This window comes from Microvirga sp. CF3016 (assembly GCF_036314085.1).
GTDB lineage: Bacteria > Pseudomonadota > Alphaproteobacteria > Rhizobiales > Beijerinckiaceae > Microvirga.
The window spans coordinates 1-13698 of sequence record NZ_JAYGGM010000020.1 but is presented as its reverse complement, the minus strand read 5'-3'; the positions used below and the strand labels follow the sequence as shown (position 1 = coordinate 13698).

Here is a 13698-nt window from a genome sequence, read left to right as displayed (position 1 = left end):
ATTGCCCGATAAGGATTTCCGCGTTTGATCCTGAGTACCCTCGAAATTGTGGATCTGGGGGTCCCCCGTTCGAGCCGGGGCGGCTGTACCACTTACAGGATAAGGGTTTGAGCCTCACAGGTTCGAAGGTTTGCTCCCTCAAAAGCAGCTTCATGGGAGCAGCAGAGCGATCACCCCATCCTGGGCACGATTGCCAAGGTGATTAGGCTCTTTACCTGGCCCGTCTTTCAAAACCACGCCAGCTCGAATTTTGTCCCGTTTGATGGCAGAATGACGTTCCAGAAACGGGAGAAGACAATGGATAAGGTTGCGATTGCCTTAGCTATCTCCTTGGTGGCGGCCAGTGCCCAGGCTCAAACACGTCCCTCAACGGTGAACATGCCATGCGGCGCAAGTCGCCAGCTTGTGTTCACGAGAGGCGCTATTGTGCTGGGAACCGGCGGTTTCACATATGATCGGTTCGTGCGCGATCAAACGTTCTGTGATGTGACGGAGTATGCCCAATCGGCATACGTGCCGAGCCTCGAGACACCCGCTTGTTTCGTCGGATACCGCTGCAAGCAGGGGCCGCGGGATTGGTGGGACGACTGACACTCGTCATATGACGTGAACTCGTCAATCTGGACTTCGGGAGGCTTGGAGCCGGGGGCGACCTTTTTGCACCCTCGCGACAGGTTTCTGGTCTGCTCCCAGAATTTGCCATGTCCAAGCCGCCTCGCAATCCCGCTGCGCGTAGGACGAGAACGGTAAGGAGGTCCCTCCGGCGGCGGTCGCTTCAATCCGGGCTCTGGGGATGAAGGCTGTCACAGCCTTCCGCGCAGTGCATGACTGCGACCATGATGCGTTCACGTCTCTTGGCCGCTGTCTGGATAGCGCGATCTTCGAGCTACCGCCTCGCTGGGAATCGGGATACGAGCGAGGGATCGGAAGCGCGGCATATGCTGTCTGGAGATCGGGCAGGGGACAGATTCATATGGAAACAGGATCGGCGGCTTCCGAGGCCCATCGGACAAGGGCTGGTGTTCTCTACGCGCTGGCTGCCTTCTTCATGTGGGGCTTGGCCGTTCCTCTGCACTTCAAGCTTGTTTCGGCCGTGCCCGCCCTTCAGATCCTGGCCCACCGCATCGTGTGGGCCAGTGCGTTCGCGCTCGGCCTGATCCTCATCGGCCGGCAGTGGCGCAAGCTTGTTGAGGCTCTGACCTTCGGCAGCCAGTTGCTGCTCCTGGGCCTTTCCGCTGGCCTGATCGCCGTCAACTGGCTCATCTATATCTGGGCCGTCAATTCCGGGCACCTGGTCCAGACAAGTCTCGGCTATTTCATCAACCCGCTTCTGAACGTCGTGCTGGGCGTTCTCTTCCTCAGGGAGCGGCTTAGTCCGGCTCAGATCGTGGCTTGCCTTGTTGCCGCGCTGGGCGTGCTTGTCCTCGCCGGCACTTCGGGCGAGATGCCGTGGGTTGCGTTGGCCCTGGCTTGCAGCTTCGGCTGCTATGGTCTCGTCCGGAAGATCGTGCCGGTCGCTCCGCTCGTCGGATTCTGCGTCGAGTCGCTTCTGCTGACACCCTTAGCTTTGGGCTATCTGGCTTGGATCGCCTTGAACGGCCAATCCCCGGCTTTCCAGGGTGACCGGCGCCTGGACGTGCTTCTCATCCTGACTGGACTCAGCACCGCGCTGCCGCTCATCTGGTTCGCGGCAGGCGCTCAAAGGCTGAAACTCTCCACCATCGGTTTGCTGCAGTATCTGGCACCCTCCGGCCAGCTGGCGCTCGGCGTCCTCGCCTACGGCGAAGCATTCGGGTGGATCGATGCCTTGGCGTTCGGGTTGATCTGGATCGCTCTCGCGATCTATACCGTGAGCGCCCTGCGATCGGCTTCTCCGGTGCCGAAGCCTGCGAGCGCAGGTTAGGGGACGGTCCGAACACACAGAACGCGACCATCTGATCCCAGTGGACATTTCGATGGCTTGGCCCGATGCTGAGGCCAACCGCGGCCGGGCCTGCGCCGTGGCCTCAAGCAGGCTCAGGAGAAGGTGCTTGTCTGCGATGCTTGGGTTCTTCTGGAGCAGAGGGCTGGCGGCACTTTCTTCTGGCTTCGCTCTCTTGTTGATGACGTTTGCCATCTCAACGGCCAGCGCCCAGCCTGCGTCGTCTCAGAGTCCACCACCGCCCCAAGTTCAGCAATTGCTGCAGCTCCTGCAGGATCCAGCCGTCCGCACATGGATCGACGAACAGCAGAAGCCTCCCGTGCCGGCAACGGTCCCTGCGGCCGAGCCGACAGCGTCGGAGATCATGATGCAGCGGATCACGGGCCTGCGCGAGCGCCTTGCGGCCTTGGCCTCTGCCGTGCCGCAGCTGCCCGACGAGTTCCGGAATGCCTCCGATCGTCTCCTCGGTGAGCTTCAGGGGCGAGGACCGCTTGCCGTAGTGTTCCTCATCATCGGTTTTCTGGCCCTCGGGACAGGCGCCGAATGGCTCTTCCGAAGATTGACGAGGCCGTCGCGGCACCGGATCGCGACCAAGCCGGTCGCGACCACGTCCGAGCGCCTGCACGCAATAGCCTTGCGTTTCGTCTTCAATCTGGCTGGAATCGCAATCTTCTCGGTTGGGAGCATCGGAGCCTTTCTGGCCTTTGATTGGCCACCGCTCCTGAGGCAGGTGGTGGTCGCCTATCTTGTTGCCATCGTCATGCTGCGGCTGGTCCTGATGACGAGCCGGTTCCTTCTTGCGCCCGATCGATCCGCTCCAGGAAATGCCGATCGATTCCGCCTGATTCCGACGAGCGCCACGGTGGCGCGGTTCTGGCACAAGCGCCTTGCCCTGCTCGTCGGATGGTTCGCCTTCGGGTGGGCGACCGTCGACGCGCTCAGGATCCTGGGCTTTGCGCCGGAAGCGCGCGCCGTTGTGGCCTATGCGCTTGGTCTCGGGCTTCTCGTCATCGCCCTCATGATCGTCTGGACGCGTCCGACGCTGCCATCGAGCGAGATACCAGAGAGCGGAGCGCCGAGGCGCTTGTCTCATACGGTCGCTTCCGGCCTTCTTTCCCTATATTTCGTGCTTCTCTGGGGGCTTTGGGTGGCAGGCCTCATGGGGTTCTTCTGGCTGGCGGCCATCGCGCTCCTGCTCCCCACAGCCATTTCCGTTACTGAGAAGGCAAGCCGCCACGCCCTGCGCCCTCATGAGGAAGCACAGAACGCCGGTCAAACGGGTCTGACGGCCGTTTATCTGGATCGCGGCATCCGGGCGTTGCTCATTGCGGGCGCCGTTCTGCTGCTGGCCTATGCCTGGCACATCGACTTGGTCGAGATGACAAGCCGCGACACGCTGCTGACCCGCCTTGTGAGAGGAGCCTTGAGCGCTATCGTCATTCTGCTGGTTGCCGATCTGGTCTGGCAGGTGACGAAAACCTTAATCGACAGGCGTCTCGCACGCGCGCAGACACTGACGTCTGTGGACAGCGAAACGGCTTCGCGAGAAGCGCGCCTGCGAACGCTCCTCCCGATTTTCCGCAATGTGATTTTCGCCGTTCTGGCCGTCGTCGCTGTGCTGATGGTTCTCTCGGCGCTGGGAGTTCAAATCGGCCCGTTGATCGCGGGCGCAGGTATTGCGGGTGTGGCCATTGGCTTCGGTGCGCAGACACTGGTCAAGGATGTGATCAGCGGCGTTTTCTATCTCCTCGACGATGCCTTTCGGGTCGGAGAATACATTCAGAGCGGCAGCTACAAGGGGACTGTCGAGTCCTTCTCCCTGCGATCGGTCAAACTGCGCCATCATCGGGGGCCGGTTTACACGGTGCCATTCGGTGAGCTTGGGGCGGTCGAGAACATGAGCCGGGATTGGGTGATCGACAAGTTCCAGATCGGCATCACCTACGACTCCGATTTGGAGAAGGCGCGCAAGATCATCAAGGGCATCGGTCAGGACATGGCTTCCGACCCGGAGTTCGCCCCGAACATCATCGAGCCTCTCAAAATGCAGGGTGTCGAACAATTCGGTGAGTTTGCAATTCAGATCCGTTGCAAGATGACGACGCGCCCGGGCGAGCAATTCGTGATCCGCCGCAAGGCCTTTGCTCGCATCAAGAAAGCGTTTCAGGAGAACGGGATCAAATTCGCGCTCCCGACCGTTCAGGTCGCTGGCGGTGGGGACGCGATGCCTGCCGTTGCGCAGGAGGGGCTCCAACTCGTCAAGCCGTCAGGGATAGCGGAATAAGCGCCTCCCATCAAATCGTGCTGGACCAAAGTGAATAAAGCGATCGCCCCGGAGGGGAAAAGTCCTCCGGGGCGCGGGTCGGCCATACAATGAAATGTCAGCTCATTTGAGCATGGAAGCCACGTTGTCCTTCGTCACGCGGTCGATGCCGGCGTAGATGATGTCCTGGACCTTTTCGCCCTTCTTGAGCTGCAGGAGAATATCCATCGCTTTCTCGCCCATCTCGTACGGCCGTTGTCCCACGAGGGCATTGGCATAACCGTCGCGCAGGAGTTCAAGCTGGACCTTCAGGGTATCCGCCACCACCAGGGTGAACTTGTTCTGGTCCATGGCGGCCTTGTTCTTGTTCACGAAGCTCTTGTAGGCCTCGGGAACGAACATGGGCCAGCCGCCGACAGGCACGATGGCGGCGAGATCCGGATTGGCGGTCTTGAGGTCCTGCATCTGCTGCACGGCGAGCGCCAAGTCGTCGTTGCAATAGGTGGGCGAACCGGACACCTCGGTCCACTTGGACCCCTTCAGAGCATCGCGCACGCCTTCGACGCGCTCCTTCAGGTTGGCGGCCGCCGGACCGCCGGACACCATAGCGTATTTGCCGCCTTCTGGGCGCAGCCTCAGGAGCTCCTCGCCAAGGGCGCGGCCCATGGCCCGGTTGTCCGTGCCCACATGGGCCTGGCGGGCGGAGTTCGGCGCATCGGCATCGAAGGTAATGACCGGGATGCCTGCGTCACGCGCAGCCTTGATCACGCGCACGGCTGCTGCCGCATCCGATACGGAGATCGCGATGCCATCGACCTTCTGGCTGATCAGATCCTGAATGATCTGAGCCTGGCTCGCCGGTTCATGCTCGACGGGACCTTTGTAGATGCACTCGATGTTCCCGAGCTCCTTCGCACGCTTGATGCAGCCGTCGCGGGAGAGGTCGAAATACGGATTGTTCATCGCTTTCGGCACGATGGCGAACTTGTAGGTCTGCTGCGCCATGGCCGGGGCGGTGAGCGCGGCGGCCGCGACTGCGGCAAGGATCAGGCGTTTCATCATGTCTTCCTCCTGGTTGGTTATCGGCCCCATGGCTGGGATCTCGTGACCGGCTTCTGTCGACCGGCTTTATGTATCCGCTTTCGAGGCAACACGATTTGCCTCCGACAACGGTATTCAAGACGTCATGCGCAGGGTCCGCAGGCGGTCGACCAGGACCGCGAGGATGATGATCCCGCCCACGAGCACGATCTGCCAATAGGCGTTGATGCCTGCGAGCACGAGACCGTTGCGGATGACCTCGATGAGAAGAGCACCGATGACCGCTCCTGCAGGCCCGCCGATGCCGCCATTGAGATTGGCGCCGCCGATCACCGCCGCGGCGATGATCGTCAGTTCATAGCCCGTCGCCAGATTGGCCGGAGCGGAGCCGAGCCATCCGACCATCAGGATGCCGGCAAAGCCTGCGGACAGCGCGGACAGCACGTAGACGGCAATCTTCACCCGTTCGACCGCAATGCCGGTGAGGGCTGCGGCCTTCTCGTTGCCGCCGAGCGCGAAGACGTGCCGCCCGAACGCCGTGTGATGAAGAACGACACCGATGATCACGGCGAGAATGACCAGATAGATGATGGCGACCGGAACGCCGACGATGTTGCCGTCGGTGATGTCGTAGAAGAGGTTCACGTCCGGTCCCGTCGGAGCCTGCCCGCGCCCTTCCGTGACCGCATAGGCGAGACCACGGACGATCGAGAGCATGCCGAGGGTCGTCACGAAGGGCGAGAGCCCGACCCGGGCGATGAGCAGGCCGTTCGCCAAGCCGATCAGGAGGGCCACGCCGAGGCCAGCGCCGAGCGAGACCAGCATTCCGGCCAGCGGGATGCTGTCGAGCGCCGTGCCGCTCACCGCCTGCATGACGATGGCGCAGGTGATGGCCGACAGGGCCATGGTCGAGCCGACGGAGAGATCGATGCCGCCCGTGACGATCACGAGGGTGACCCCCAGCGTCACGATGCCCACGAAGGAGAAGTTCTTGGCGACGTTCGCCAGGTTGCCCGGGCTGAGAAAGGCCGAGCTCAAGAACGACATCACGATCATGATGACGATGAGGGCAGCCGCCACATAGGCGGTTTGGCTTGCGAAGAAGCCGCGCCGCCACCAGCGGGCCCGGCCCACATTCGAGAAGTCGCTTGTGTCGGAACTGGTTGCTGGAGAGAGTTCGCTCATCACGCCGCTTCCTTGGCACCGGTAATCAGCGCGGTGACTTCCTCGGGGCTCGACTGATCGATCGGCTTGTCCGCCACCTTGGTCCCGCGCCGCATCACGACCACCCGCTCGCAGACTGAGAACACGTCCGGCATGCGGTGCGAGATCAGGATGACGGCGATGCCCGCGTCCTTCAAGCGACGGATGAGATCGAGAACCTCGGCGACCTGGCGGACCGATATCGCGGCAGTCGGTTCATCCATGAGGATGAGCTTGGCCTTGGCCAGACGCGTGCGGGCGATCGCCACCGCCTGGCGCTGCCCGCCCGACATGGCGCGGACCAGATCGTCCGGTCGCGTCTCGGATTTGAGTTCGCGAAACAGAGCCGCCGTCCGCTGGTTCATGGTCGCATGGTCGAGAAACGAGAACGGTCCGACCTTGCGCCTCAGTTCGCGTCCGAGAAACACGTTCGCGGCCGCCGTGAGATTGTCCGCCAGGGCGAGATCCTGATAGACGACCTCGATGCCGACGGAGCGGGCATCGACCGGTCTGGTGAAATGAACCTCCTGATCCTCGAACAGGACTTTGCCGTGCGAGGGAGGGAAGTTGCCCGCGATGATCTTCACCAGGGTCGACTTGCCTGCACCATTATCACCCATCAGGCCGACGACCTCGCCTGGCTTGATCGTGAGGTTGACATGGGACAGGGCTCGGATGGCGCCGAATTCCTTCCCGACGTCTTGCAAGACGAGGAGTGACAAAAGCGTTCCTCCCTCAAATTTCAGGCTCTCGCCTGTGCGGCGTCTTCGCGCCGTCGCTGATCTAAGCACGGGGTCCCGTGCGATGTCATCTGTACCTTTGGTGAAAGCGATGGGGGCGTCGTTGATCGCTCCGCATGCTCAGCATCATGCAACTCCTCCGTTTCGGTTCGGATCGAGCTTGTAGAAACGGCGAGCATTCGCGCCGAAGACCGCATCGTGATGACCGGCCGGCACGAAGGCCTGGCACATGGCAAGCCACCCTTCATAATCCCCAGCTAGCCTCAAGACAGGCCAGTCGCTGCCCCAGATGAGGCGCTCCGGGCCGAACAGTTCGAGCAGAGCATCGGCATAAGGCCTGATCGCAGCCGCATCGCGTCGCTCTCCGGCCTCCGTGAGAAGGCCGGAGAGCTTGCAATGAACATGGGGGAGAGTGGCCAAACCGGCCATGGCTTCGCGCCACAGGTGGATCTCGCCCCTTGCGATGCGAGGCTTTGCCCCGTGATCGATCACAATGGAAAGATCCGGGTGACGTTCGGCGAAAGCGGTCAGAGCCCTCAGGTGCTGTGGCATCACCAGGGCATCGAAGCGCAGATCCGCATCCTTCATGGCCGCGATGGCAGGATCGAGGCGCGGATCATCGATCCAATCGATGTCCGCGATATCCTGCAGCATCGGTCGCAAGCCTTTCAGCTTCGGATGGACTGCAAGGCGGGCGATGTGGCGAGCGGCTTCGGGAGCTTTCAGATCGACCCAGCCCACGACACCGAGAATGAACGCGTGCCGATCCGCCAGATCGAGCATGAAGCCGGTGTCGTCCACTGTCGGAAAGGACTGCACCAAGACGGTGCCGCCGATGCCGCATGCCTTCAGGGCCGGCTCCAGGTCCTCCGGCACGAAATCGCGATGAATGTCCGCGAGTTCTGGCGGCGGCCACTGGCCCGCTCGGTTGCGCATCAGCCAGAAATGCTGGTGAGCATCGATCCGCATGGAACTCATGCGCCTTCGCGGGGCAGGGGAGCGGCTTCGTCCAACAATCCGCGTTTCCGGAGCGCTGTCCAGAGTTCGCCCGGGACGGTACTCTCGAACCATGCCACGTTGGTCTGAAGCTGCTGAGGGTTGCGGGCTCCAGTCACACAGGAGACGACGGCGGGGTGGGCCATAGGGAAGTGAAGAGCCGCCGCAGGGAGCGGGACGTCGAACTTGTCGCAGACGGCCTTCAGCGCCTGGACGCGCTGCACGACATCCGGCGGAGCATCATCGTAGTCGAACTTGTTGTTGCCGACGAGAATGCCCGAATTGAACGGGCCTGCAATGACGATCCCGGTTCCTGCACGGAGGCATTGCTCCAGCAATGGAAGGCTCATCTGCTCCAGGAGCGTGTAGCGGCCGGCGAGCATGACGACGTCGAGATCCACTTCCTGCATGGCATCCTGAACGACCGCCGCCTCGTTGACGCCGAGCCCGATGGCCGTGACGTGACCGCTGCGACGCAGTTCCAGGAGCGCGCGGAATCCGCCGCCGGCGGTGAGCTGGCTCCAGTAATGCTCATGCCGGTCGCCATGGGTGTAGCGGCCGATATCGTGAATGTAGAGAATGTCGATCTTGACGATGCCGAGGCGCTGCTGGCTGTGCTCGAAGGATTTCAGAATGCCGTCATAGGTGTAGTCGTAGGTCGGGCGGAACGGGAGAGGCTGAGCCCAGCCGCTCTCTTCGTCGGGGACGCTGTCATCGGGCAGCATCAGGCGCCCGGCTTTCGTGCTGATGACGTAGCTGGCCCGCTCGCGATCGCTCAGCAAGACGCCGAGGCGGCGCTCGGATCGCGTGTAGCCGTAATAGGGGGCTGTATCGAAATAGCGGATGCCGTGTGTCCATGCGGCTTCAGTCGCTGCCTGAGCCTCGGCATAGCTGGTGGGGCTGTAAAGCCCTCCCATCGGCGCGCTGCCAAGTCCGAGGCAGGTGAGGGACAGATCCCTGCGGGGAAGGGTACGGCGCGCCGACACCTTCATGACGCGCTCTCGGTCGATAGCCGACAGGGTTGGATAAACCGCCGCGCGTCTCGGGGCTTCATCGGCGAGCCGGTGCAACGGCAGAGATGGCCTCTGACGCCTCGCATGGTTCCTCCCTCTGCAACAGGCCCTGTCTCTGCAAGGCTCTCTGATGGCTTTAATTGGTCAGGCCAATCCAAGCGCAATAGGAATATGGCCGGGACGAAGATTTGGTCAAGTCAAAAGGAAGCGCTGTTCTGATCCTCGTTGCCAGGTTTCAGAGCGATGCCTATGGTCAGACCAATCTTTGGCCTTAGCCCATGTCGACAGCAACGAAGCCGCCCGAGCCCAAGCGCCTCTACCAGCAGATTGCCGATCGGATCCGCGGTCTGATCCAGGGCGAACAATTCCTGCCGGGAGCCCGGCTTCCCGCCGAGCGGGAGCTGGCGCATCAACTGGGCGTTTCGCGCCCTTCGCTCCGGGAGGCGCTGATTGCTCTCGAGATCGACGGCAGCGTCGAAATCCGTTCCGGGTCGGGCGTCTATGTCTGCGCACCTGTCGAGCGGGCCGCCAGCACGATGCGCTCGATGGGAGAGAGCCCGTTGGAACTCATGCAGGCTCGGGCTGTGATCGAGGGAGCAGCTGTTGCGCTCGCCTGCGCGCGCATGACTCCTGAGGACCTTGCCTCCCTTCGCGCGGCGCTCCAAGCGATGCGAGCCGATATTGCTGATGGACGTGATCCGCTCGAACAGGATCGCCGGTTCCATCTCGGCATTGCGAGTCTGACCGGCAATTCAGTGCTCATGCGCATCGTGCGTGACCTGTTCGACGAGCGCCATAGCCCGATTTCCGCTCAGCTCAGCGTGAGGTTCGACAGCCGGGAGGGTTGGCACACCGCACTTCTGGAACATGAATCGATCTACGCAGCCCTGGAGGCTAGGGATCCGCTGATGGCGCAGGCTGCGATGCGAATGCATCTCGAGGGGTCGAAGAAGCGCTGGCTCGGGGACTGAGGCGAAAAAGACCGCGCCTGCCGAGATCCCGGCAGAGCGCAAAAAAGCGGCCTCGGATTGAGCCGAAGCCGCTTCGGAAAGCCCCAGAGGGATTGCTTGCTTAGATGACGATAAAGTCCGCCGCCGTGAGTTTGGCAAGGTTCTCGATGACTGCGAACTTCACGGCCGCTGTCGAGCCCGTACCGTCCGCGTCGTAGGAAAGCGCACCCGTCCTGTTGTCGAAAATGATGCGGTCGCCGGAATCCAACGCCTTCGTGCCGATGACGAAGCTGCCCGAAACCAGCGCCCCAGACTTCAGCTTGGTGAACGCCGTGTCGTTGAGTCGGATCGTGTCGTCGGCGACATTGAAGTCGACGATCACGTCCAGATTGGCGCTGCCAGGCTTGGTATCGAACGTGAAGGTATCCTTGCCGGTGCCGCCGATCAGCACGTCGCTGCCGTTCTTGGCCCAGATCTTGTCGTCGCCGCCCTTGCCGTCGATCCGATCATTGCCGGACGTGCCCGTCAGGCTGTTGGCGCTGCTCGTGCCGTTGATCGTCTTCGTGGTGGTGGGGCGCGGTGAGGGGGTTGGCGTCGGAGTCGGAACAGGCGTCGAGGGCGCCTCGGGCATATCGGCAACCTTGAAGGTCACTGTCCCGGTATCGGTGTCGCCGTCCACATCCTTGGCCGTGTAGCTGAAGCTGTCGGAGCCATAGAAGTTGGCCTTCGGGGTGTAGGTGAACGACCCGTCGGCATTGACTTTCACGCTGCCGCCCTGAGCAGTCGCGAAGGTTCCGGCAATCGCCACCTTGCCGGCGTCGGCGGCAGCGTCGTTGGCGAGTATGCCCTGAGCCGCGGAGACCGTGAGAGACGTGTCTTCCGTCGCAGCATAGATGTCGTCGGTTGCCGTGACGGAGTTATCATCCGTCCCAGGTGTCGGATTGGGCGTCGGAGTCGGCTGCGTCGGCGTCGTGACGACGCCGCTGTGGTTGAAGCTCAGGGCATAGAACGAGGTCTGGCCATAGCCCGAACCGTTGGTCTCGTTCGCGCCGAGATAAGCACCGGCCTTGAAGTAGAAAGAATCCGATTGCCACACGCTGTTGATCTTGCTGACCGACTTGTAGATCTGGCCGTCGGCGAAGATCGTCACCTCGAGGTTATCTCCCTTGGCGTTGATCGTGTAGGAGAAGCGCTCGTCAAGGGACACGTCCGGCTGCTGGCCGGAGGCGTTCACGAAGTAGAACTTCGTCTCGGTGTTGTTCGACCCGGCCTGATCGTTGGCGAAATAGAGCTTGCCGTTCTCCCAATAGAGGCGGACGAGCTCGTCGTCCTTGCCATGGATCTGACCGACGATGATGCGTCCGCCCATGCCGTCGCGGTTCGGTGCGGCATCGACCTCAAGGGTGGCGCTCATGAAACCGCCGGTCTGAAGGTTCCAGGCGGCGTTGGCCGTGCCGTTCATCTCGCGCAGCTCGGAACGGGCGTAGGACGAGCCGCTGGTGGTAGCGCCTTCGACCGGCGCCACGAAGGTCATGGCTCCATCGGCAGCGGTGTAGAAATACCTGGAATGCTGATAGCCGGAAAGGTTTTTTACTTCCATGGCAGTGCCGCTGAAGCTGCCATTCGAATCGACAGGAAGTGTGATTTTCCAATTGGACAAGTCAAAGTTGCCGCTGGGCGCGACAGAAGAGTTCAAAGCCATGATGTCTGCCCCAAAATTGAGCGAGCTCCTTTTGCGGAGCTTCTGAATAAGAATTGTGCAGTTCTTTGGAGAACTTGCTAGGATTACGGCGGAAGGAAACGCAGGATACGTACAGGTAGAGATGAGTGCTAGTCTAGACGCTCACAATACTGCGGCCGCTAAGACTTATGCCTCATCATCCGCTTGTTGTGTTCTGATTGCAGAATAAGGCAACATCGTGGCATCGTCTGGAGAATCTATCTCGACGGCTAAGGATCCTGTCTCTTCCTGAGATTAAAGAGACCAGGAAGGACTAAAAACCTTAAGTATACTTTGACGAAATCTCAGTCCGTAAAGCAAGGGTGCGGATGCGTGGGATGTCGAAGATGATGCGATGAGGGATGTTTCAGCCGCGTCAAAGAAAGAGCGCCTCGTCGATTGGCGCTCTAGGGAGGCCGCCGTTGCGGCCGGAGGGAGGACCGTGCCAGCCAGGCACCTGATGAGGCTGCGCCTAAAAGGTAAACGCTTGGTTACGAAAGGCGTCCGACCGCTAGTCTTTCAAGATGTCTTCCGGCCGTGCGACATCACGCAAATCGGCATTTTCGACGGGTACGTAGCCGAAGCGCTTCGTAAGAGCATCGAACGACTCGCCGGTGTCCTGCCCGCTCCGCACACCGTGGCATACGGCGAAATACTCGATGACCGCATTCTCCTCGGCGCCGGAGGGAGAGCCCAGATTCAGGACGGCGACCTTCCATCCTTCTGTATCACTCTGCCAGATTGCCGATGGCTTTGTCTTCGAACAGAAATAGTAACCTGTCGATGCCTCTCCGCCTGTCCTGGGGCGGCGCTTGTCGTAGCTGCCGTTCGGGTGATGGGAGGTCCATCCCTTGGAAATCACCTTGAAGAGGGCGCCCTTCGTGTTGGAGCCGACGAGGTCGCGGCTCTCGATGCTGAACCAGTTGCAGTAATCCATCCGGCAGCGGCCCTGCATCAGCTCGGCCGAGAGCGCAGCCCCACTCAAAGCGAGACCAGCAACGCAGGTGATAAGGGCGGCAGTATAGACAGATCTCATGAGGACTCATTGGCAACGGCGTGGCCCATCAATGTAAGACAAGAAGCCAGCCGACCAAAGCCACCGGAGCAATGATGCCGAGAACAAAGGAAACAGCATCGTGAGCCATCAATACCTCCTGCCGATTTCCCTAACGTAATCTCATCGGCCGGAGGCGGCGGTGCGCTGCAGCACGTGCCATGGGCGCAGGCGTTGCCGATCAGGATGTCTGATCGCCCGACGGTCCCGATTCAGCAGGGGAGGCCGGAGGGATCGCGGTCTCTCCCGGAGCCCCGTTTCGCGCCTTGCGCTTTTTGCCGAGCCATTTGAACAGCATCCATCCCAAGCCTGAGCTGAGGGCCGCGATCACCACGAGACCGGAGCTGGGATAGTCGCGGAAGTTGACGCGCTTCGTGCCGTTCAGCTCTTCCAGTTCGTCTTCCGGCTGTTCGTCTGTCTCGGGCATGAACGGGGTCTCGACGGGTGCTCCCTTCCATATAACTCTCAGGTACAGGGTTTCCATGGCTTTCTGCCGGAGATTGGCAGCCCGGTCCGAAGGATCAAAAGAAAAGCGCCCGACTCCTCTTAGCCGGGCGCTTTCGAAAGGATCTGTGCGGAGAAGTCCTAGGCGGCCTTCACACCTGACAGGAAGGCTGAAACCTCCTGTCCCAGATCGCTGGAGTGACGGGCAAGCTCACGGGCGGCGCCGAGCACCTGAGAGGCCGCCGTGCTCGTCTCGCCGGCACCCTGGTGCACGTCCGCGATGGAGCCGGTCACGGCCTCGGTGCCGCGGGCGGCTTCCTGGACGTTGCGGGCGATCTCGGCCGTGGCGGCGC

At 61.5% G+C, this 13698-nt stretch carries 11 protein-coding genes and 1 pseudogene; 3 read left to right on the top strand and 9 right to left on the bottom strand.

From position 1 onward, the window contains the following. Nucleotides 1-973: 973 nt before the first annotated feature. Nucleotides 974-1903: an EamA family transporter RarD gene (rarD, locus tag VB672_RS22440; protein WP_329786417.1), complete on the top strand. Its 930-nt coding sequence runs from the start codon at nucleotides 974-976 to the stop codon at nucleotides 1901-1903. Nucleotides 1904-2240: 337 nt separating this feature from the next. Continuing rightward, a complete protein-coding gene (locus VB672_RS22435; RefSeq protein WP_329786416.1) occupies nucleotides 2241-4205 on the top strand; it encodes a mechanosensitive ion channel family protein in 1965 nt (654 codons plus the stop codon). Nucleotides 4206-4307: 102 nt separating this feature from the next. Here VB672_RS22435 and VB672_RS22430 read toward each other — a convergent pair whose 3' ends face one another. From VB672_RS22430 to VB672_RS22410, 5 genes are all read right to left on the bottom strand, one after another. Then, nucleotides 4308-5243, bottom strand: coding sequence for a sugar-binding protein (locus tag VB672_RS22430; protein WP_329786418.1), 936 nt, complete (start codon nucleotides 5241-5243; stop codon nucleotides 4308-4310). Nucleotides 5244-5360: 117 nt separating this feature from the next. Then, nucleotides 5361-6410 carry an ABC transporter permease gene (locus VB672_RS22425; protein WP_329786415.1) on the bottom strand — a complete coding sequence of 350 codons (1050 nt, stop codon included), beginning with the start codon at nucleotides 6408-6410 and terminating at the stop codon, nucleotides 5361-5363. After that, nucleotides 6410-7150: an ATP-binding cassette domain-containing protein gene (locus VB672_RS22420; protein WP_329786414.1), complete on the bottom strand. Its 741-nt coding sequence runs from the start codon at nucleotides 7148-7150 to the stop codon at nucleotides 6410-6412. Before VB672_RS22420 ends, VB672_RS22425 begins: the two co-directional genes overlap by 1 nt. A 144-nt stretch (nucleotides 7151-7294) precedes the next feature. Continuing rightward, a complete protein-coding gene (locus tag VB672_RS22415; RefSeq protein WP_329786413.1) occupies nucleotides 7295-8137 on the bottom strand; it encodes an amidohydrolase family protein in 843 nt (280 codons plus the stop codon). A gap of 5 nt (nucleotides 8138-8142) precedes the next feature. Continuing rightward, complete coding sequence (locus VB672_RS22410; protein WP_329786412.1) at nucleotides 8143-9156, bottom strand: aldo/keto reductase; 1014 nt, start codon at nucleotides 9154-9156, stop codon at nucleotides 8143-8145. Nucleotides 9157-9455: 299 nt separating this feature from the next. On the opposite strand from VB672_RS22410, the gene VB672_RS22405 reads away from it, so the two are divergent. Continuing rightward, nucleotides 9456-10148, top strand: a complete 693-nt coding sequence (locus VB672_RS22405) for a FadR/GntR family transcriptional regulator (RefSeq protein WP_329786411.1) — start codon at nucleotides 9456-9458, stop codon at nucleotides 10146-10148. A gap of 100 nt (nucleotides 10149-10248) precedes the next feature. Here VB672_RS22405 and VB672_RS22400 read toward each other — a convergent pair whose 3' ends face one another. From VB672_RS22400 to VB672_RS22385, 4 genes and pseudogenes are all read right to left on the bottom strand, one after another. After that, nucleotides 10249-11829, bottom strand: a complete 1581-nt coding sequence (locus tag VB672_RS22400) for a polysaccharide lyase family 7 protein (RefSeq protein ID WP_329786410.1) — start codon at nucleotides 11827-11829, stop codon at nucleotides 10249-10251. Nucleotides 11830-12358: 529 nt separating this feature from the next. Then, a complete protein-coding gene (locus tag VB672_RS22395) occupies nucleotides 12359-12883 on the bottom strand; it encodes a hypothetical protein (protein WP_329786409.1) in 525 nt (174 codons plus the stop codon). A gap of 199 nt (nucleotides 12884-13082) precedes the next feature. After that, a complete protein-coding gene (locus tag VB672_RS22390; RefSeq protein ID WP_329786408.1) occupies nucleotides 13083-13328 on the bottom strand; it encodes a hypothetical protein in 246 nt (81 codons plus the stop codon). Between the two features lie 158 nt (nucleotides 13329-13486). Continuing rightward, nucleotides 13487-13698, bottom strand: a pseudogene (locus VB672_RS22385) (methyl-accepting chemotaxis protein); the annotation flags it as partial.

Coding starts and splice junctions, on each gene's coding strand:
- VB672_RS22410 (WP_329786412.1), bottom strand. CDS start 9,156: ATGAAGGTGTCGGCGCGCCGTACCCTTCCCCGCAGGGATCTGTCCCTC.
- VB672_RS22425 (WP_329786415.1), bottom strand. CDS start 6,410: ATGAGCGAACTCTCTCCAGCAACCAGTTCCGACACAAGCGACTTCTCG.
- rarD (WP_329786417.1), top strand. CDS start 974: ATGGAAACAGGATCGGCGGCTTCCGAGGCCCATCGGACAAGGGCTGGT.
- VB672_RS22390 (WP_329786408.1), bottom strand. CDS start 13,328: ATGCCCGAGACAGACGAACAGCCGGAAGACGAACTGGAAGAGCTGAAC.
- VB672_RS22395 (WP_329786409.1), bottom strand. CDS start 12,883: ATGAGATCTGTCTATACTGCCGCCCTTATCACCTGCGTTGCTGGTCTC.
- VB672_RS22400 (WP_329786410.1), bottom strand. CDS start 11,829: ATGGCTTTGAACTCTTCTGTCGCGCCCAGCGGCAACTTTGACTTGTCC.
- VB672_RS22430 (WP_329786418.1), bottom strand. CDS start 5,243: ATGAAACGCCTGATCCTTGCCGCAGTCGCGGCCGCCGCGCTCACCGCC.
- VB672_RS22405 (WP_329786411.1), top strand. CDS start 9,456: ATGTCGACAGCAACGAAGCCGCCCGAGCCCAAGCGCCTCTACCAGCAG.
- VB672_RS22415 (WP_329786413.1), bottom strand. CDS start 8,137: ATGCGGATCGATGCTCACCAGCATTTCTGGCTGATGCGCAACCGAGCG.